Annotated in this window: 18 protein-coding genes and 1 pseudogene; 12 read left to right on the top strand and 7 right to left on the bottom strand. The window is 68.8% G+C overall.

The features are described 5' to 3' along the window. Positions 1 to 123: 123 nt before the first annotated feature. Entirely contained in the window at positions 124 to 765 is a 642-nt protein-coding gene (locus tag STRBO_RS0122555; protein ID WP_005473474.1) for a TetR/AcrR family transcriptional regulator, read from the bottom strand. Between the two features lie 333 nt (positions 766 to 1,098). Here STRBO_RS0122555 and STRBO_RS0122550 point away from each other — a divergent pair, with 333 nt between their 5' ends. The 7 genes from STRBO_RS0122550 (at position 1,099) to STRBO_RS0122520 (ending at position 8,127) form a co-directional block, all read left to right on the top strand. After that, the gene (locus STRBO_RS0122550) at positions 1,099 to 2,397 is read left to right on the top strand and encodes a Rieske 2Fe-2S domain-containing protein (RefSeq protein ID WP_005473476.1); all 1,299 of its coding nucleotides are present in this window, start codon (positions 1,099 to 1,101) and stop codon (positions 2,395 to 2,397) included. A gap of 9 nt (positions 2,398 to 2,406) precedes the next feature. After that, a complete protein-coding gene (locus tag STRBO_RS0122545; protein WP_005473477.1) occupies positions 2,407 to 3,369 on the top strand; it encodes a PDR/VanB family oxidoreductase in 963 nt (320 codons plus the stop codon). Continuing rightward, positions 3,366 to 3,770 carry a nuclear transport factor 2 family protein gene (locus tag STRBO_RS0122540; protein WP_005473478.1) on the top strand — a complete coding sequence of 135 codons (405 nt, stop codon included), beginning with the start codon at positions 3,366 to 3,368 and terminating at the stop codon, positions 3,768 to 3,770. The genes STRBO_RS0122545 and STRBO_RS0122540 overlap by 4 nt, the downstream gene beginning before the upstream one ends. Before the next feature lie 170 nt (positions 3,771 to 3,940). Next, entirely contained in the window at positions 3,941 to 5,431 is a 1,491-nt protein-coding gene (locus STRBO_RS0122535) for an aldehyde dehydrogenase (RefSeq protein ID WP_005473480.1), read from the top strand. Positions 5,432 to 5,525: 94 nt separating this feature from the next. Beyond that, positions 5,526 to 6,125 carry a nuclear transport factor 2 family protein gene (locus STRBO_RS0122530; RefSeq protein ID WP_005473482.1) on the top strand — a complete coding sequence of 200 codons (600 nt, stop codon included), beginning with the start codon at positions 5,526 to 5,528 and terminating at the stop codon, positions 6,123 to 6,125. Next, positions 6,122 to 7,177, top strand: coding sequence for a maleylacetate reductase (locus tag STRBO_RS0122525; protein ID WP_005473491.1), 1,056 nt, complete (start codon positions 6,122 to 6,124; stop codon positions 7,175 to 7,177). The genes STRBO_RS0122530 and STRBO_RS0122525 overlap by 4 nt, the downstream gene beginning before the upstream one ends. 11 nt (positions 7,178 to 7,188) lie before the next feature. Continuing rightward, positions 7,189 to 8,127: a dioxygenase family protein gene (locus tag STRBO_RS0122520; RefSeq protein WP_028796800.1), complete on the top strand. Its 939-nt coding sequence runs from the start codon at positions 7,189 to 7,191 to the stop codon at positions 8,125 to 8,127. 653 nt (positions 8,128 to 8,780) lie between these two features. Here the strand turns inward: STRBO_RS0122520 and STRBO_RS0122515 are convergent. From STRBO_RS0122515 to STRBO_RS0122500, 4 genes are all read right to left on the bottom strand, one after another. Then, positions 8,781 to 9,176 carry a VOC family protein gene (locus STRBO_RS0122515; RefSeq protein WP_005473494.1) on the bottom strand — a complete coding sequence of 132 codons (396 nt, stop codon included), beginning with the start codon at positions 9,174 to 9,176 and terminating at the stop codon, positions 8,781 to 8,783. 54 nt (positions 9,177 to 9,230) lie between these two features. Continuing rightward, positions 9,231 to 10,049 carry an SDR family NAD(P)-dependent oxidoreductase gene (locus STRBO_RS0122510; RefSeq protein WP_005473495.1) on the bottom strand — a complete coding sequence of 273 codons (819 nt, stop codon included), beginning with the start codon at positions 10,047 to 10,049 and terminating at the stop codon, positions 9,231 to 9,233. A 33-nt stretch (positions 10,050 to 10,082) separates the two neighbouring features. Beyond that, positions 10,083 to 11,780, bottom strand: coding sequence for a thiamine pyrophosphate-binding protein (locus STRBO_RS0122505; protein WP_078531340.1), 1,698 nt, complete (start codon positions 11,778 to 11,780; stop codon positions 10,083 to 10,085). A gap of 207 nt (positions 11,781 to 11,987) precedes the next feature. After that, the gene (locus STRBO_RS0122500) at positions 11,988 to 13,187 is read right to left on the bottom strand and encodes an FAD-dependent monooxygenase (protein ID WP_005473509.1); all 1,200 of its coding nucleotides are present in this window, start codon (positions 13,185 to 13,187) and stop codon (positions 11,988 to 11,990) included. 147 nt (positions 13,188 to 13,334) lie between these two features. Here STRBO_RS0122500 and STRBO_RS0122495 point away from each other — a divergent pair, with 147 nt between their 5' ends. After that, a complete protein-coding gene (locus STRBO_RS0122495) occupies positions 13,335 to 14,114 on the top strand; it encodes an IclR family transcriptional regulator (RefSeq protein ID WP_020114803.1) in 780 nt (259 codons plus the stop codon). A 610-nt stretch (positions 14,115 to 14,724) separates the two neighbouring features. On the opposite strand, the gene STRBO_RS0122490 is transcribed toward STRBO_RS0122495, so the two are convergent. Together STRBO_RS0122490 and STRBO_RS44145 are read right to left on the bottom strand one after the other, a co-directional pair. After that, entirely contained in the window at positions 14,725 to 16,434 is a 1,710-nt protein-coding gene (locus tag STRBO_RS0122490; protein WP_063743165.1) for an MFS transporter, read from the bottom strand. Between the two features lie 579 nt (positions 16,435 to 17,013). Next, positions 17,014 to 17,238: pseudogene (locus STRBO_RS44145) on the bottom strand (IS630 family transposase); the annotation flags it as partial. Positions 17,239 to 17,319: 81 nt separating this feature from the next. On the opposite strand from STRBO_RS44145, the gene STRBO_RS44140 reads away from it, so the two are divergent. The 4 genes from STRBO_RS44140 (at position 17,320) to STRBO_RS0122470 (ending at position 19,477) form a co-directional block, all read left to right on the top strand. After that, positions 17,320 to 17,526: a hypothetical protein gene (locus STRBO_RS44140; protein WP_209442952.1), complete on the top strand. Its 207-nt coding sequence runs from the start codon at positions 17,320 to 17,322 to the stop codon at positions 17,524 to 17,526. A 126-nt stretch (positions 17,527 to 17,652) separates the two neighbouring features. Then, positions 17,653 to 18,468 (top strand): oxidoreductase, encoded by an 816-nt coding sequence (locus STRBO_RS0122480; protein WP_028796799.1) that lies wholly within the window; start codon positions 17,653 to 17,655, stop codon positions 18,466 to 18,468. Between the two features lie 76 nt (positions 18,469 to 18,544). Then, complete coding sequence (locus STRBO_RS45465; RefSeq protein WP_005473517.1) at positions 18,545 to 18,667, top strand: hypothetical protein; 123 nt, start codon at positions 18,545 to 18,547, stop codon at positions 18,665 to 18,667. Positions 18,668 to 18,886: 219 nt separating this feature from the next. After that, positions 18,887 to 19,477, top strand: a complete 591-nt coding sequence (locus tag STRBO_RS0122470) for a TetR/AcrR family transcriptional regulator (RefSeq protein ID WP_005473520.1) — start codon at positions 18,887 to 18,889, stop codon at positions 19,475 to 19,477. Positions 19,478 to 19,868 lie beyond the last annotated feature (391 nt).

Genomic DNA, 19,868 nt, shown 5'->3' with positions numbered 1-19,868 from the left:
AGTCCCTGGGCGCCCTCGCTCCAGGCAGTCGCCGGTGCCGGAGGCATCAGGAGCCCCGCCAGTATGTCGCCGCCCGACCCCGAATGTGAAGCGGTTCTCACATTCGCATCAGAGCCTCAGGGCCTACTGCGCCGGCGTGCCGAGAAGGTACAGGCAGGCAATGTCCACGAGTTCCTCGGTGAGCTGCTGCCACGTCAGTGGTCGGGCGGACTCGAAGTTTTCGCCGTGCAGCAGGCGGTTCATACAGGCCCCGAACACCAAGCGGAACACGACATCCAGGCGCAACTCGGGCTCCGGCGCATCGATCATCGGCGCGATCGGCTCCAAGAATCGCCGGAAGACCTGGCCGGCATCGATGCTGGCCTCGGACCCCATGCGAGCCACTGCGGGATCGGTGGTGCCCGCGGTGATGAAGACGCGCATCAGGCGCTCGTGCGCCTGAAACGTCTGGGTGAGCCCGGTGACCGCCGAGGCGACCAGCACGGTCGGGCCTGTGCGCAGCGGAGCGAAGCGGCGAATGATGTCAGCGCGGAACTGTTCGATCATGTCGTGCTGCAGAGCCGCGATCAGGCGGTCCTTGCCGGCGAACCGTCGATAGACGCTGCCCACCGAGACGCCCGCCCGAGAAGCGACGGCCGCGACAGTGAGCGCCTCGGTGCCGCCCTCTTCGAGGAGGGCCGTACCTGCTTCCAGGATCCGCTGCTGGGTGAGCCGGCTGCGTGCCTGCTGCGCCGGCGGCAGATCGAGTGACGGTTCGGTACTCATCCGCCCCAGCGTATATGGCGTCGCCACCCGCTCCGGCAGCCCCTTACCTCGTACTGCCGGGCAGTGGACAGTGGCGCCACCGAGCTGGCGCGCGAGCGGCGCGCACAGGGGATGGAACCACGCTCGACCGGCTCGCGGCCGAGGCCGCCCGCCGGCCGACCACTCCCCGCCGAGGAAGCACCGAGCGCGACCCTTGACGCATCGCGAGAAGAAATGCGAATGTGAATCACGTTTTAATTCTGAGGGTCGCCAAGGCGGTGTCCTCGTCGGTGATCATTCACAGCACTGCACGCGCCACCGCCTGTACGCCCGAGCCGCACGGGAGACAGAACGATGACCACCACCACTTCAGAAGTCGACACCGGCACGGCCTACGGTCGCCCGAAGCCCTCGTACAACGCCCGTCTGCGCGAGGTCGGGCCCGGCACGCCGATGGGCGAGGCGCTGCGCCGCTACTGGCACCCGATCGCCAGCTCGGAGACACTGATCGCCGGTGCCCTGCCGCAGAAGACCCGCGTACTGGGCGAGGACCTGGTCGTGTTCCGGGACGGGCAGGGCAAGCCCGGTGTCGTGATCGAACGCTGTACCCACCGCGGCGCCAGCCTGTTCTACGGCCGGGTCGAGGACGACGGCATCCGCTGCTGCTACCACGGCTGGAAGTTCGACGTCCAGGGCCGCTGCATCGAGCAGGCGTGTGAGCCGGGACTGGGGCGCAGGCGCGACGCCGCTCGTCAGCCGTGGTATCCCGTCGCGGAGCGCTACGGCTTGGTGTTCGTCTACATGGGCCCGCCCGAGCTCAAGCCCGAACTCCCCCGCTACGACGCGCTGGAGAACCCCGCCGAGGACGAGAAGTACTTCGCCAGCTGGCCGGTCCCCCATGCCGCGGTCCTCGGCATGCCGACGGACTTCAGCTGGCTCAACATCTACGAGAACTCCGCCGACCCGACGCACGTCACCTGGCTCCACTCCACGCACAGCGGTTACCAGATGCTGGGCACCGGCACCTTCGGCTACCCCGAGAACTTCTTCGACGCGTCCCTCATCGCCGACCGTGTGACGTACGAGCGCACCGACCACGGCGTGAAGTACACCCAGCGATTCGAGATGGAGGGCGAGGACGGCGAGGTCACCGAGTACGGCTTCGCGGTCGAGCAGCACCTTCCCAACATCTTCGGCCTGCCGAACTTCGTGAAGGTCACCCCCGACGAGCGGCCGGACCAGTTGCTGTGGGCCGTGCCCTCCGACGACACCAGCCACCGGCTCTTCTTCTCGATCCGCACGAACGACCCCGAGCGCATGGTCCACTTCGTCATCGGCATCACGCAGAACGGCAAGCAGAACCACGAGCTGACCGACGAGGAGCGCCAGAAGTTCCCCGGTGACGCGGAGGCCCAGGGCTCGCAGGGAGCCATCACCCTGGACTCCGAGGAGACCCTGGCCACCGGCGACCGCGGCGTCGTCATGCTGCGTCGCATGCTTCTCTCGATGGCCGACGACGTCGAGGCCGGGCGCGATCCGATCAACATCGTCCGCGACCCGTCGGTGGTTCACCGCACCGAGTCCGGCCTCTTCACCCTCGGCAAGCGCCCGGCGGGCGAGGACGCCGACACCCCGACCGCCGCCGGTATCTGAGCCGGCACCATGAGCAACGAGTGGCTCGACACCATCGTGGTCGCCCGACGCGACGCGACTGCCCGGATCGTGGTGCTCGAAGTGGTCAGTCCCGACGACGTCGAGCTTCCGGAGTTCGCCGCCGGCGCCCATGTCGACGTACTGGTGGACGGTGCCGCCGGGCTGGTCCGCCAGTACTCCCTCTGCGGGCCGCCCCACGACCTCACCCGATATCGGCTGGCGGTACTGGCCGAGACGGCATCGCGTGGCGGCTCGCTGGGGATGCACCGGCTTCGCGAGGGCGACACGCTGCGGATCTCCCGTCCGCGCAACAGGTTCGGGGTCTCGGACGAGGCACGCCGCCATCTGCTGGTGGCCGGCGGTATCGGCGTCACCCCGCTGCTGGCCATGGCGCACGCCCTCGAAGCCAGGGGCGCGGAGTACGAGTTGCACTACTGCGCCCGAAGCCGGAAGGAGTCGGCGTTCCTCGACGAACTGGAGCACAACCCCCGCGTTCGGCTCCACTTCGACGACGGCCCGGACGACCAGCGCCTCAGCATCGCCACCGACCTCGGTCCGCCCGACCCCGACACGGCCATCTACGTGTGTGGTCCCGGGGGCTTCATGGACTTCGTGATCTCCATGGCACTCGAAGCGGGATGGCCCGCCGAAGCGATCCACAAGGAGCGCTTCGCACCCGTGGAGAACGCCGCCGCGCACACGGCCGGCAGGACGTTCAGGGTGCGGCTGACCAAGACCGGCGGCGAGTACGAGGTCAAGGACGGCGAGAGCGTCCTCGACGCCCTGCTCGCGGGCGGCGTCGACGCCCCCTACTCATGCCGGCAGGGAATCTGCGGCGAGTGCATCGTGAGCGTACTCGCCGGTGAACCCGACCATCGCGACGACATCCTGACCGACCGTGAACGCGCCGACGGCATGTTCACCACGTGCTCATCCCGAGCACACTCACCGATTCTGGAGCTGGACCTATGACAACCACATCCACCGCGACCACCGACGCCGTCCAGGCGATCGAGCAGGCAGAGGCCGCATGGCTGGTGGCCCTCGTCGAGGGCGAGAAAGCGTTGATCCCCCTCATGCTCGAGGACAGCCGCGTCGTCCACGGACCGGTCGGGAAGGTCGACGACCGGGAGACCTGGGCCCGTTTCCATGTGACCCGCCGCCGCTCCGTCGCCGCCAAGGCCACGGAGCTCGAGATCACGGTGCGTGGCAACCACGCGATCACCACGAGCTTCCACGAGATGTCCACCCTCCTCGACGAGAACCTCCCGCCGTTCCCGATGCAGGAGGTGGTGACGAAGGTCTGGGAGGAGACCGCGGAGGGCTGGCGCCTGGCACACATGGTCATGGGCAGGCGGTTTCCGCCGGTCTGACCTCCCTGGAAGAAGGCCGACGGCATGGCCTCACGCCGCTGTTCGATGAACGGACAACAGGGTTCAGGGCGTGCCGCCGGTCATGGAGAGTCCGTGGGACATGGTTCGTGCGGCGATCGCCAAGCATGGTTCGTGCGGCGATCGCCGCTGTTGTGGAAGTGAGGCAGCACATGGCAGCCACTGAGACCGAGGCACCCACATCCGGCGCGGCCCGGACGAGTGACCTCTTCATCGCGGGTGAACACCTCGCGGCCAGGGACGGCCGCTACTTCCAGACGACCGAGGCCCTGACCGGCGAACCGATCGCACGGGTCGCCGCGGCCTCGGTCGAGGATGTCAATCTCGCGGTGGACGCGGCGGCGGCCGCCCTTCCGGAGTGGTCGGGCCTTCCGCCGGCCGCACGCCGGTCGGTTCTGGAGCGTGCGGCCGTCCTGCTCGGCGAGCGCACCGACGAGATCGTCGCCACGATGAGCCGCGAGATGGGTGCCACTCTCCCCTGGTGTGGCTTCAACGTGCACGTCGCGAAGGGCATGCTCGTCGAGGCGGCGGCCCAGGCGTACGCGGCCGTCGGCGAGGTCATCCCGTCGGACGTGCCCGGCCTCACCGCCCTCGGCGTGCGCCAGCCGGTCGGCGTCGTCGTCGGTATCGCACCGTGGAACGCGCCGTTGATCCTCGGCGTACGCTCCATCGTGTGGCCGCTGGTGTGGGGCAACACCGTGGTGCTGAAGTCCTCCGAGCAGACGCCGCTCACCCACGCCGCCATCGTCCAGGTGCTCCACGATGCCGGTGTGCCCGCCGGAGCAGTCAACCTCATCAGCAACGCGCCCGAGAACGGTCCGAGCGTCGTCGAGGCACTGATCGCCCACCGTGCCGTGACCCGCGTGAACTTCACGGGATCCAGCAGGGTCGGCCGCATCATCGGCGAACTCGGCGGTCGCCACCTCACCCGTGTCGTGCTCGAACTCGGCGGCAAGGCGCCCTTCCTGGTGCTTCCCGACGCGGATCTGGAGGAGGCCGCCGCCGCGGCCAGCTTCGGTGCCTTCATGAACCAGGGCGAGATCTGCATGTCCACCGAGCGCGTCATCGTGGACAGGACGATCGCCGACGAGCTCTCCTCCCGCCTGGCCGAGCGTGCCGCCAAGCTGGTCGTCGGACCCCCGAGCGACCCCGCCTCACAGATCGGTCCGCTGGTCCACGCCACCGCGCGGGACCACGTGGTCGCGCTGATCGAGGACGCCCGCGCCAAGGGCGCGCAGGTCCTGACCGGCGGCACGGCCGACGGCCTGTTCGTGCGGCCCACCGTGCTGCGCGGGGTCACGCCGGACATGCGCATCTACACCGAGGAGACCTTCGGACCGGTGGTCTCGATCATCGAGGTGGATTCGACCGACGAAGCCGTCGCGGTCGCCAACGACACCGAGTACGGGCTCTCCGCCGCCGTCTTCGGCAAGGACGCGGCCGCCGCGCTCGACGTGGCTCGCCGGATCAGGTCCGGCATCTGCCACATCAACGGCGCCACCGTGCACGACGAACCCCAGATGCCCTTCGGTGGTGTCGGCGCCAGCGGCTGGGGCCGCTTCGGCTCCCGCGCCGCGCTGGAGGAGTTCACCGAGTTGCGCTGGATCACCATCCAGTCCGGATCCCGCCACTACCCCATCTGAGAATGCGACGAGGTCGTACGGCGCACGTGACATGGCGTGCGCCGCGCCCTCGGGCCCCCGCATCAGGGATCTCCACCCCTCCAAGGAGTCAACAATGTCGCAGGTCGACACCGACCGCCACGAGATCCGGCGGCTCATCGAGAACTGGGCGCTGTGGCGCGACGCCGGGGACTGGGGCCGCTTCGCCACGGTCTGGCATCCGCGCGACGGCTGGATGAGCGCCACCTGGTTCCAGGGAAGCGCCACCGACTTCATCAAGGCCAGCCGTGAGGGCTTCGAGAACGGAGTCAGCATCCTGCACTTCCTGGGCGGCCACACCGCGGACATCGTCGGCGACCGGGCCGTCGCACAGACGAAGATGACGATCAACCAGCGCGAGAGCATCGACGGCGTCGAGGTCGACGTCGTCTGCACCGGCCGCTTCTACGACTTCCTCTCCCGCCACGAGGGCGGCTGGACCCTGGTGCGCCGGCAGCCGATCTACGAGAAGGACCGGCTCGACGTCGTGGACCCCGCTGCCTCGTTGACGTTGGACCCCGATCTCCTGGACCGGTTCCCGACCGGCTACCGGCACTTGGCCTACCTGCAGACCAAGGCGGGTTTCACGGTGAAGGACGGGCTTCCCGGCCTCACCGGCACAGCAGTCCAGCGGCTCTACTCGGAAGGCAAGCAATGGCTGGCGGAAGCCGGATGAGGTTCACCCATCAGACCCTCCCCCAGCGGGTGGTCTTCGCGGCCGGGGAGTCGCCCGCCGCCGTGGCGACGGAGGTCGAGGCACTCGGCTGCTCCAAGGTCATGCTGATCGCGTCGGACCGAGAGAAGGAGCTGGCCGACCCGATCGCCAAGGAGATCCCGGTCGTACTGCGTCACGAGGAGGTCGTGATGCACGTACCGGTCGAGGTCGCACGCCGCGCCCGCCGGGCCGCGGCCGACGCGGGTGCGGACGTCCTGGTCAGCGTCGGCGGCGGCTCGACCACGGGCCTGGCGAAGGCGGTGGCGATGACCACCGGGCTGCCGATCGTCGCGGTACCCACCACATACGCGGGCTCCGAGGCGACCGACGTGTGGGGTCTCACCGAGGGTGAGACCAAGACCACCGGTGTGGACGACAAGGTGCTGCCCGCGTCGGTCGTCTACGACGCCGCTCTGCTGACCACACTGCCCGGCGAGATGACGGTCGCCAGTGGCCTGAACGCGATGGCGCACTGCGTGGACTCGATGTGGGGGCCGCGCGCCGACCCGATCGACCGGGCGCTGGCACAGGAGGGCATCCGCGCGCTGGCCACCGGCCTGCCGACGGTGGCCGAGGACTCGACCAGCGTCGAGGGCATCGAGCAGACGCTGTACGGCGCCTATCTCGCCGCTGTCGCGTTCGCCTCCGCCGGCTCCGGGATGCATCACAAGATCTGCCACGTCCTCGGCGGCATGTTCAACCTCCCGCACGCCCAGACCCACGCGGTCGTGCTGCCTTACGTGCTGGCCTTCAACGCCCCGCACGCCTCCGAGGCGGAGGCACGTGTCGCCCAGGCCTTCGGCTCCCGGAAGGCGAGCGCCGGCCTGGCCGCCCTGCGCGAGGTGCTGGACGCACCGAGGGCGTTGCGCGACTACGGCATGCCTCAGGACGGCATCGCCAAGGCCCTGGGGCCGGTCATGAAAGCGATCCCGGCCAACAATCCCACCCCCGTCACCTACGCGAACCTGACCCTGCTGCTGGAGGCGGCGTGGGCCGGCGCCCCGATCAACTGAAGGAGGCCGTCATGGCTACCTATGTCAACCCCGGCTCGGCCCAGGCCGGTGCCCAGGGCACGATCTACCGTGAGGTGTCGCCGGAGCAGCAGGCGGTCGAGCAGCAGCTCGTCGACAACGTCGTGGCCTCCTTCGACGCCTGCGGCGACCCGCGACTGCGGGAGCTCATGCTCTCCCTGGTCAAGCACCTGCACTCCTTCATCCGCGAGGTGCGGCTGACCGAGGAGGAGTGGGGGACGGCGATCGCCTTCCTCACCAGGGCCGGCCACATCACCGACGAGGTACGGCAGGAGTTCGTCCTGCTGTCCGACACCCTCGGTGCGAGCATGCAGACGATCAACGTCAACAACCAGGCCTACCAGGGCGCCACCGAGGCGACCGTCTTCGGGCCGTTCTTCGTCGAGGACGCCCCCGCGATCGAACTCGGCGGCGACCTGGCCTTCGGTGCCCCGGGGGAGCCCTGCTGGGTCGAGGGCACCGTCACCGACACCGACGGCACCCCACTCGCCGGCGCGCGGATGGAGGTCTGGGAGGCCGACGAGGACGGGATGTACGACGTGCAGTACGAGGCCGGCAGGCGCGCCGGCCGGGCGCATCTGTTCTCCGCGGCCGACGGCGGCTACCGCTTCTGGGGGCTCACGCCGACGCCGTACCCCATCCCGAACGACGGACCCGTCGGCAAGATGCTCGACGCGGTCGGCCGCTCGCCGCTGCGCGCCGCCCATCTGCACTTCATGGTGTCCCATGAGGGTTCCCGCACGCTGGTGACCCATATCTTCCCCGAGGGCGACCCGATCGGCCGCAAGGACACCGTCTTCGGCGTGAAGGACTCACTGATCAAGCGGTTCGAGCAACAGCCCGCCGGCACGCCGACGCCCGACGGCCGCGTCATCAAGGGCACGTGGAGCCGGGTGCGCTTCGACATCGTGCTCGCCCCCAAGGGCGTATGACCGTCTACCGGCGCTTCGCGTCGCCCGGGGCCTGCAGGCCGTCCACCACCGGGCCGGCCAGGGCCTCCGGATGCCGTCAGCCTCTCAATGCTCGGCACGACGAGGGCCAGCGTCGGCTCGATGTAACGCTGATAGAGGTAGTCCAACCGCTCGGTGTCCCGTGCGAGTTCATCCGCCGGCGGCAAGGCCAGGTACGGTTCGCCGACGTTGACGCGGTAGAACTCCGTGACGAACTGCCATACACGTCCTCGTCATCGCTCCCGGGCGGGGCCGGCGTCATGCGCGTCAGCTGGTCCCCGAGCGCCGCGTCCACCACCGCACGCCAGAAGGCCGCCTTGGATCCGTAGCGGTCGTTGATGCAGGTTGTGGCTGACCCCGAGACGGCGCGCGAGCTCCCGCGCCGACGCCCGGTCGTATCCCAGCTCCGAGAACGCCTCCAGGCCCCGCAGCAGGACGTCCCGCTCCGCGGGCACCGCGGCGGAGTCCCCACTCGGTCGCCCGGGGCCCGGAGCGTCGAGTGGTGTTCGACCTGCCACGTACATCGAACTCACCAACGGCCGGTAGAGGTCCACGGGCGCCGACGGCGAACGCTGCGGACGACCGGTCGTCCGCAGCGTTCGTCCGGCCTTCGGCAAGAAGGCGGGCCCGTCGAGTCAGGCCGGCAGCAACTCCGCGAAGTCCCGCAGAGGTCGCGTCCCGTCCCAGTCGAGTGATGCCCGCCAAGCGCCGGTGACGTTCGGCACGGCCTTGGCGACATGGTGGAAGCCGTAGCCGTGTCGTTCGTAGGCCTCCTTGTAGATGGACGGCTCGTCGTCGAGGGTCTGGATGAGTTCGACCATCGTGTGCCCGGAGAAGGCGAGAGCGAGGGCGAACTCGGCCCGGCCGGGCTCACCACGGTAGGTGGAGCCCTCGCCGCCGATCCTGTCGCTCACGAACCAGGGTCCGACGCCGAGTTCGTCGGTCCACCAGCGCATCTCGGCAGCGAGGTCGGGGACCGTGTACGCGAACTGGATGACGGCGTCGATCGGCTGGCCGAAGGGAAACTCCATGGTGGTCGTCCTCGCTCGGGTCCTACGGCTGGTGATCGACAGCGGCCGGCGCCTCTATGCCTGCGGGCGGGTGAAGCCGGTGGCACCGCCGTCCACCGGGAGGGCCGCACCGGTGATGTAGCCGGCCTCGTGCGAGGCCAGGAAGAGCACGGCGTCGGCGAGCTCGTCCGGTTCTCCCTCTCGGAGCATGGGGGTGCTGAGCCTGACCCGCTCCCGGAAGGCGTCGGCTCCACCGGGTGGAAGGCCCGTCGTGCGGGCGGCGATGTCGGTGTTCATGCCGCCCGGGATGACGATGTTGACCCGGATTCCCTCGCCGATGACTTCGGCGGCGAGGATGCGTGTCAGGTGCTCCAGTGCGGCCTTGCTGGTCCCGTAGGCGGCGGTGCCCGCGCTGGCCCTGCGACCGGCTGCCGAGCCGCAGAAGACGACGGCCCCGCCGGGCGCGAGCAGGGGCCTGAGACCCTGCATGAGGAAGAACGAGCCCTTGACGTTGGTGTTGAACACCATGTCCCAGGTGGCTTCGTCCATGTCGTCGAGGCGCTTGATGCCCGCCTGTCCGGCATTGAGGAACGCGGCATCGACGTGGTCGACCTGTGCGGCGACCTCCGTGACCGCGGCCTTGATGCCGGCCACTGAGGAGAGGTCGGCTGCCACGGCGATCGTGCCCTCGCCGATCAGACCGCTCGCGATCTTCAGTTGGTCGGGGTCGCGCGCGATGATGACGACGCGTGCGCCCTCGCGCGCGAACGCCTGTGCGGCTGCCAGTCCCAGTCCTCTGCTGCCGCCGGTGACGAGGCAGGTCTTCCCGAGGAAACGCTGACGCCGGTCCTCCCCGGTCCGGGCGTGGGTTGCGGCGTCAGTCGTGTCGTTCATGGTTCTCCTTCGTGGGGGATCAGGAGTGACGGTTCATGCGTCGATCTGGATGCCGCCGAACGGGGCGCCGCCGTTCAGGACGCGCTCCTCCGGCGGAATGGGCGCGAGGCTCACGCGTACGTCGATGCACGTCGGCCGGCCGGCCGCGAGGGCCGCCTCGATCGCGGGGCGGAGTTGGTCGGGTTCCGTGACGTCGACACCGTCCGCGCCCAGAGCCCGTGCCACGCCGCTGTAGGAGCCGTTCTGCAGGCGGTTGTTGGTGACGCGGTCCTGTCCGAAGAAGAACTGCTGGGTGTGCAGGGTGGCGCCCCAGGCCTGGTTGTTGAGGACGATCACGATGACCGGGAGTCCCGCGCGGACGAGGGAGTCGAACTCGGCGAGGCTGTAGCCGACGGCGCCGTCGCCGGTGACGAGGATGGTCGCCTTGTCGGGGGTCGCGTACTGCGCTCCCAGGGCCACGCCGAAGTTGCTCCCCATCGAGCTGAGGTAGCCGTGACCCAGGTAGTGGGCCAGCGGGGCGAGGGCGATCGTCTCGGAGAGCCACAGCTCGGTCAGGGCGCCGTCGACGACGACGGTGGCGTTCTCGGGGACGCTCTCGGCGATCGTGCGGACCGCGAGGTAGGGGTGGATCGCGTCGGCCCCGTGGTCCTCGGTCTCGGCGGCGAGCGCGGAGCGCCGGGTGGCCGAGATGTCGCGCAGGGTCCCCAGCCAGTCGTCGCGCCCGGGGGGCACGGGACTGTCGTCCAGGCGCTCGTTCAGCAGGCCGACCGTGCCGATCGGGTCGGCTTGGACGCCGAGCTCGACCTCCTGCAGACGGCCGAGCTCACGGCCGTCGGGGTCGATCTGGAAGATCCGCGCGCTCTTCGGCAGCAGACGGCCCGTGCCGAACTGGGTGGTCATCCCGAAGCGCAGCCCCAGCAGCAGGACCAGGTCGGGCCGCTCGTCCTCGGGGACGGTGGCCAGCGTCTGGACGAGACCGACATGCCGCTCGGAGCCGACGATCGCCCCGAGACCCTCCCAGTCGGAGAAGAGGGGCACGCCGGTACGGGCGGCGAACTCGTGCAACCGGGCCCGTGCGTCGGCGGTGACGAAGGACTTGCCGACCAGCGCGATCGGGCGCCGGGCGGTACTGAGCGCATCGACGATACGGTCGACGGCACCGGCGGGGGAGACGCCGGTGCCGTCGACCTCGACGCGGTAGTCGTCGACATCGTCGACGTCCACCGACTGGCGCAGGACGTCCCAGGGAATGTCGAGGAGCACCGGCCCCTTGGGCTCCGACTGGGCGATCCGGATCGCCTGTGCGACCAGACGGGGGATCAGCTCGGTACGGGTGACGCGGTGCGCGAACTTGGTCACCGGGGTTGCCATCGCCACCTGGTCGAACCCGGCCTGCTGGTCGTTGACCTGGTCCGTCTCCAGGGGCCCGGAGCCCACGACATAGAGGACCGGGGTCCGGTCCAGATGGGCGTTGGCGACCGAGGTCAGGACGTTGGTGAAGCCGCCGCCGGCCGTGACGACGGCGACCCCCAGGTTTCCGGTGACCCGCGCATAGCCCTCGGCCGCGTGGCCGGCGTTCATCTCGTGGCGCACGTCGACGATCCGGAGCTTGGCATCCAGTGCCTCCTGGAGGATGCCGTCGATATGCGCTCCGGGCAGACCGAAGGCGACGTTGACTCCGGCTCGCTGCAGCGTTCGCACGACGAGCCCACTACCGGTTGCGGGTGCCATTCGGTGATCCGCCCTTCTGGACGTGCTCGGAGTTGCCAGGGAAATCACTGAGGACAGGGCCGTGTCGCAGGCCGTCCGCACCGGAGTCTCCGGCGTGGCCCGGGTGACGACAATGACCGTGTTCGTTGGATGGTCAACGGCTTGTTCGACATGGGAACTTCGGGACCTCGTCGACCGGACCGGCCGGGGCGCGGCCTCGTGGCCGGTTCACAGCGAGGCCGAGACAGCGACCTCGGGGTCGTACTCGTAGATCCAACTGTTCGCCCTGAGTGGGTCGGCCTGCGAGTACGCCAGGTCGCGCGCCTGCTGCTCGGGGCCGTCCGGAAGGTGGTTGATGTGAGACCTTCCGTGCGACACCTCTTGCAGGCGTGCCGTGCGGTGTCGCCGGAGCTCTTGGTAGCGCCCCAGCGCCGCGGTCGGATTGTCCGGGGCCTCCGCGAGGCAGAGGGCCAGGACAGCGCCGTCCTCGATCGCCTGGGCGGCGCCTTGGGCGAAGAACGGGAACATCGGGTGGGCCGCGTCACCCAGCAGGGTCGCGTTGCCACGGTTCCAGTGGTCGAGGGGCTCGCGGTCGAGCAACGCCCAGCGCCCCGGCGTGTCGGCCACCCTGATCAGCTCCACCAGACGCGGATCCCAGCCGGCGAACTCGTCGAGCAGTTCTCGGAGCGTCGCGGTGGCCGTCCATGACTCGACATTGTTGGCACCGGCAGGTGCGAAGGCGACGAGGTTGACGTACTCCTCGCCGGAGACCGGATAGTGCACGAGGTGGTGGTCGGGACCGATCCAGAGGGTCTGGGCGCGCCGCCTGGCGAAGTCGGGTGCCTTCTCCGTCGGTACGAGAGCCCGGAAAGCGCAGATGCCCGACTCCCCGGCGTGAGTCGGTCCGACGATGGCGCTGCGCACTCGTGAGTGGACTCCGTCGGCGCCGATGAGGATGTCCGGGCGAACCGTCTCGCCGTCCTCGAACCGCAGAACCGCTTGGTCGCCTTCGAACTCGACGGAGACGCAGCGCTTGCCGAGATGGACCGAGTGCTCGGGGACAGCCGACCTCAAGGCGTCCAGCAGGTCGGCACGGTGGGCGGTATAAGTGTGCTCGCCGTACAGGCGTATGCACCCATCCTGAAGAGTCTCCGCGGAGAGGACGGCACCGTTCTCCCAGCGCCGGAACTCCCAGCCGATCTCCATCCGGACCGCGCGCTTGACGAACCGGTCCAGCACGCCGAGACGTCGTAGCAAGCGGGCGGCGTTGGGCGCGATCACCAGGCCGGCACCCACTTCGGTCAGGGCGGTCGCCTGCTCGTAGACGTCACTGTCGAAGCCCTTGTCGCGAAGGAAAGCAGCAGCGGCGAGGCCCCCGATGCCGCCGCCGAGGATCGCGATCTCAGGGCCTGCTCCCTTACTCATCATGCTCTTTCACTCCCAGGGATTTCGAGCGAGGTGGTGACTGGCTTCGAGCAAGACTTCAGCAAACCGCGCATTGTTAGAACAGCTTCATCCATCCAACGAACATGGGAGGTAGAGTGCCCGGAGCCACAGACGATGGAGGACAGACCCATGCCTCGCGCGCACGAGCCAGGACGCTCAGTCAGCTCTCGACTGTGGGATCTGCTGTTCTCCTTCGACCCCAACCACACCGAGCTGAGCCTCGCCGACCTGGTCCGACGTACCGGCATGCCACAGGCCACCGCCAGGCGCCTCACGCTCGACCTTCTGGACGCCGGCGCACTGGAACGCACCAGCGACAACCGGTTCGCGATCGGCCTGCCCCTGTGGCGCCTGGGAACCCTCGCACCGCGCGCCGAGACACTCCGCAGCGCCGCGCAGCCGTTCGTGGAGGACCTGTACACGGCGCTGCGCCAGCATGTACAACTGGCCGTCCTCCAGGGCGACAAGGCCGTGATCATCGAGCGACTGTCTGCGGTCAACGCGGTGGGTCTCACCTCGCAGATCGGCGGCCTTCTGCCCTTGCATTGCTCAGGGGTCGGCAAAGTGCTTCTGAGCCACAGCAGCCCGGCCTTCATCGATGAGGTGTTGACGGGAAGACTGCAGCGCTTCACTCCCAAGACGATCGTGGAGCCGGCCGAACTGCGTCGCGAACTGGCGTCTTGTCGCTCGACCGGAACTGTGGTCGTCAAGGAAGAGTTGACCGAAGGTGCCGAGTCGGTCGCGACGCGCATCGTCGACGGCCGCGGCAAAGTCGTCGCGGCCCTCTCTGTTGTGGTGACTGCGGGCTCGATCAAACTGCAAGCGGCCGTTCCCTCGCTGGTCGCGAGCGGACTGGGAATGTCCAGGAGTCTCGGCTGGAGGCCAGGCATTCCCATCCACACCTCGTAACCCTCGCAGAGCGAGAAACCCCGGCGCGTCATGTCGGCGGTTGCCGCCGGGAGAGCCGCATGCGGCCTGGCCATCCCTCGGCGGTCGAGAAGCACACCCGTGCAGCCACGGCCTGAACCAGGAACGGCCGCAGGTCGGGCAAGCGCCGAATGCCCGTCTCCTGGAAGTACGTCCCGCCGGCCCAGCCCCCTCGTTGCAGACACGTCACTTCGCTGGTCCCAGCCTCTTCGGTGTGCCCCATGGACGCGTTGTTACTGAGGAAGCGCTCGCGGTCATGGACATTCCCGACCGGGGCCGGGGCCATGAACGATCACACAGTCGGGGCGTAGGAGGTGACGCTGCTCCTCATGGCCCTACGTGATCGCTACCAGCCATGCCCGCTTCCGACTGAGCGCTCCTCCCTCACATGCGGGCGTCGTTCATACTGCTCGGCCCTGGATGCGCGGTGGTCATTGTTCGGCTCCTGCCCGTGTGTCTGGTGATCGTTGTGTCTTGTACGCCGCCGCCCGCCGCAACTGCTGCTCGCGAGGAGGAAAAGTCGCGGCGGGCGCTCCGGTTGGCCTGGCCGGCCTGCCACCCGTGTCCCGGCGCCGACGCGTTCGTCAGACGGTCAGCCGTCGAGAGTGTGCGGGTCGTCGTCGAGATGAGCCCCGCCCGCGCCCCCGCGCACCCCCACGAGAATGAGCGCCGCCGCCACGAGAGCAGCCACGCCACCGAGCATGTATGCGATGGAGTAACTGCTGCTGAGGGCGTCGAAAGCGACGTCCTTGAGTGGGTTGAAGGGCACCACCTGACCATCCGGCAGTGTGATGCTGGCCGGCACCGAGTTGGCACCGAGCGGGCCCGATTCCACGGCGTGCACTGCCGCCTCGAGCTGCGGTCTCTGATCCGCGGGAGCGTTGGCGGCAGCGGCCTGGAAGGCCTCATAGGCCTGCTTCAGCTCAGGATCGCTTGCCAGCTTGCGGGCGATCTCGTCGGCGGCCCGGCCCAGTGCGACAGCACCGGCGATCGCGGGGCCGAGGGCGAACCCGAGGTCCCGGAACGTGCTCGTGGCACCGCTCGCCATACCGGCGAGGTGGTTGGGCAACGTGTTGACCGCGACCGCGCTGATGGCGGCGATGGCGAGTGCCGAGCCGACGCCGGCGAGAAGCAGAGGCCCGACGATGGCGCCCATGGCCCGATCGCTCGTCGGGACGCCGGCGAACCACAGCCCGCTGGCGCCGATGAGGATCATGCTGGTGAAGAGAACCCACCGGGGGTTGTAGCGCTCGAGCAGCTTGTAGGTGAGGGGCAGCAGTACGAAGCCGACGCCTCCGAAGAAGAGGTAGGCGACGGAACTCCGCAGTGGGCTGAATCCCTGGATGGTGGTGAGGCGGATACTGGTGCTGTACATGATCACGAGGAACGCGAACATTCCGATCACGGTGACCACCGAGTTCACGGCGAACGCCCGGTTCCTGAACACACTCACGAGAAGGAGCGGCTCGGCCGCACGGCTCTCGGCGAAGACGAACAGTGCGAGGAAGACGGCCGCGAAGATGAACGCGATGACGATCTGCGGGGTCCCCCAGCCACTCTCGGGGCCCTGGATCACGGCGTACATCAGAGCGAACAGGCCGAGCGCGGCAGTGACCTGACCCGGCCAGTCGATGGACCGGCCCTCGGGCGAGGCGGAGTTCTGGGCGAGGGCCAGCGACACAACCACGCTCACCGCAGCGATGACAAGGACGCCGACGAAGGCCCAGCGCCAGTTCGCGTTCCCGGCCCAGCCGAGTTCGATCTTGCCGGCGACGCCTGCCAGCAGCGGTCCGAGGAAGCCTCCGACCGTGAGCGCGGTGGCCCAGATCGCCACGCCACGCGCGCGGGTGGCGGTGGTGTGCGTCCCGGCCGCCACCATGGCGAGGCTCGTCGGGAAGACGGCCGCGGCTCCGATGCCGTTGAGGACCTGGGCAAGGATCAGCAACGTCACCCGAGTGTCGGCCGAGGATCCCTCAGTCGGCACCAGGACCGCGAGAGCCGAGCCCACGACGATGAGCGTGGCGCCCCCGATGAGCAGGCGCTTACGGCCGAACAGGTCACCGAACACGCCGAAGCCCAGTCCCAACGCGGCGACCGGAAGCATGAAGGCCTCGGCGATCCACGTCAGTTGAGCCGAGGACGGCGCGAGGTCCTGCTGGATCAGCCCGATGATGAGTGAGGGGACGGAAAGGGCTATCTGCGCAAGGCACACGGCGAGAACCACCGCCGTCAGAGTGCCTGGGCTCAGGGTGTATCTGCCACCCTCGCCCCTTGACGCACTGGGTGTATCGATCTGAACCATGGACGACTCCTCGCGCGCAAAGCGCTGCCATCGGAACCGGCGCCCGCCGCCGGACCTTGTCAAGGGGGCTTCTTTCTCGGCGATCCCGGCAACATCGCTGCCGAACGCCACAGGAGCCGACGGAACACCTCCGCACGGCTCAACCGGACCTGCCTCAGACGCCCGGCGCAGTGGCCGACCCGCCGAGCAGCGACAACGTAGAAGTGACCCCTGTCACCCTCAAAGGACATGTTCATCAGACGAACAAGGCATTACTCATCGACAGCCACGATGCGCACCATCAAGGCGTTGGAGCGGCCTTGGGACGGTCGCCAAATGACGCAGTGCACCGCTCCGGTGCCGTTCGGGCGTTCGCCTGCTACCCGAGGAGACGTGAGTCACGGCTGGAAGGCTGATTCCGCCTGCGGCCGCACGTCCTCCTTCCACGGGCTCACTGCGCCCTCGTCGCGCTCCAGCGCCCGGGACACTGTCACGACCAGTCATGACGGCGCATCAGCCGCCGCCGCCACTGCCGCTGCCGCCACCGAGGAGTCCAGCCGGAACCTCCAGGGGGCGATCAACTCCCTGATCCGGGGCAGAAGTCCACCGCTGGCCCTCCCAGCCATGCGCGGCAGGTCCCAGCGCGAACTCCTGCTCCAGGGCGGCAAACTGCCCGTCGGACAGCTTCGGCGGCCCCGTCGAGGCGAGCGCGGTCATAGCGCCCTCCCACCAGGCGCGACGCCGGCGTTCCACCGACCGCTCACTCACCCGCAGATCCTTCGCGATCACCGCGGCTCCCTCGCCGCAGTCGAATCGCTCGCCGGCCAGTGCGCCGGTCGGGCATGTTTGGAGCAGGTCGGCCGTGCTCAAGTCGGTGCCGCGCAAGTCGGCCGGACGCAAGTCGGCGTGGCGGAAGACAGTGCCGCTGCGTTGGCCTCGCGCAGGTTTCGCGAGACGCTCCAGGGCCGCAAGCACTGGTCCAGCGAGCGCGAGGCCCGCCTCGACGCTGCCGGGCTGCCGGGCTGCCGGGCTGCCGGGCTGCCGGGCTGCCGGGCTGCCGGGCTGCCGGGCTGCCGGGCTGCCGGGCTGCCGGGCCGAGGCTCGTCGATCTGACCGTCCGACCGCTCAGCAAGACGTACAGCGGCCTCCGCCACCTGCCACTTGTCAACGGCCCGCGACCACTCTATGGTCATACGATCGTATGACATACGATCCTAAGCCAAAAGAAGGGATGCCGTGATGACGACAACTCGACCGGTAGTGCTCGTGACAGGCGCGTCATCGGGGATCGGCAAGGAGACGGCCCGCGGCTTCGTCACGGCGGGTTTCGAGGTGGTGGGAACCGGCCGCAAGACGTCCGGGCTCGTCCCACCCACCGGCGTGACGTACCTCGATCTCGATGTGGGCAATGACGACTCGGCCACGGCCGCCGTCGCAGAGGTGATCGACCGGTTCGGCCGCATCGACGTCCTGGTCAACAACGCCGGCATCGGCGCGTCGGGCGCCGTCGAGGAGAACTCCCTCGCCCAGGCCCAGAGCCTCCTGAACATCAACGTCCTCGGTGTCATCCGTATGACGAAGGCCGTCCTGCCGCACATGCGCACCCAGGGCCGCGGACGCATCATCAATATCTCCTCCGTCCTCGGGGTCGCCCCCCAGCCCTTCATGGCCCTCTACGTCGCGGCGAAGCACGCCATCGAGGGCTACTCCGAGTCGCTGGACCACGAGGTCCGTGAACACGGCGTCCGGGTCCTCATCGTCCAGCCCGCCTACACCAAGACTCCCTTCGAAACCAACGCCGCACAGCCCGACACCCCGCTGCCCCTGTACGCGGAGCGACGACGCAACTTCGATGTGATGATCAAGGAGGCGATGGAGAAGGGCGACGACCCCGCCGTCGTCGCCCAGGCGATCGTCACCGCGGCCACCGACAGGAAGCCCAAGCTGCGCTACACCGCCGGCCCGCTGGCCTCACGCGTCACAAAGGCGCGCCGCCTCGTCCCCGCCGGAACGTTCGACAAGCAGATCCGTAAGAACAACCGCCTGCCCGGCTGACACGCCGGCCCGGCTTCGAGGGCGCCGATTCCGCCCGAACCGTCTTCGACGCACCCGGCGTTTCGGCGGCGGATCCTTGGTCACCGACGTGACGACCCCGGCGACGTTCGACTACGCCGCCGTGGAGGTCCCCCGAGTACATCACGTCAGCCCCGACGGCTCGGTGACCCTGTCCCCGCTCGGCAGTCGCGCGGTGTGAGAGCGCACCATGGGCCGCGGCTGATCCGTATCTCCCCGTCCGTCCGGAGAGCGCAAAGTAAGCGCAGATGCTGGGTCGGTGTCTGCTTTCACTGATGAAATCCCCACGCTCGCTCGCCCGTCGCCACTGCCGACTCTTTGGATGACGTTTGCAATACCAGAGACTGACTGAGTCGGTGAAGGGCAACCGGCCCTTCCGGCCGACGAAGGAGCGTGTGCCGTGGTGCGGTACGGAAAAGGACATAAGTCGGAGACGAGGAGGCGGATCATCGAGGCGGCGGGCCGCCGGTTCAAGCAAGACGGTATCGACGGCTCCGGGGTCTCGACGCTCATGAAGGACGCCGGGCTGACCAATGGCGCCTTCTACGCTCACTTCGCATCCAAGGACGACCTCGTCACCACGGCAATCGCCGACCAGTTGAAGGTGCAGGCCGAGAGCGTCGTCGCGTCGGCCGCGCCTGGACGCGTCGGACTTGAGCAGATAGTGCGCGGATACCTTTCGCCCCAGCACCGTGAACGGCTTGGCGACGGCTGCCCCAACGCCGCTCTGCTCGACGAGATCGGGCGCTGCGCCGACACAACCAGGCAGGCGTACACGGACGGTGTGCTGATCCTCATCGACGGAATTGCCGAACGCATGGCGCCCGAGGCCCCGTCCTCCGCACGGGTGAAGGCGCTCAGTCTTCTCGGCCTGATGGCCGGGACACTGCAGCTCTCCCGCGCCTTGACCGACAACCAACTCGCCAACGAGCTCCTCGATCAGGGCGTGGACAACGCCCTCGCCCTGCTGGACAGCTGGCAGCGCGGCTGACGCACTTCCGCGCGCGGACCGGTCGCTCCAGTCGACGCGGCGCATCCGCACCAAGACGGTCCGATCCGGGCGGGTCCGCGACACCGGATCGGTGCCGGTTCCAGGCTGAGCGAGGCGACGCTCGGCCGATACGGCGACAGAGTCTCCTTCGAGCCCCTTCTCCCTCCAGAGCGCCCCTGGAAGAGGAGCATCCCGACGGAGGTCATGAAGGCGGCCGTGGCCGATCCCGGGGTGGCCTGTCCCGAAGGTGAAGCGTACGTGGAGCGCCTTACCGAGGGCAGTCGAGGCGACCGGTGATCAGCGCGTTCGCCGCAGCCCAGGGCATCAGCCCGGCGAGCCGAGCCACGCAGCACTGGAAGCGACCCGACACCGCAGCCGAACACGACGAACC

Origin of the sequence: Streptomyces bottropensis ATCC 25435 (genome assembly GCF_000383595.1) — a bacterium.
GTDB lineage: Bacteria > Actinomycetota > Actinomycetes > Streptomycetales > Streptomycetaceae > Streptomyces > Streptomyces bottropensis.
This window is presented reverse-complemented; position numbering and strand designations above follow the sequence as displayed.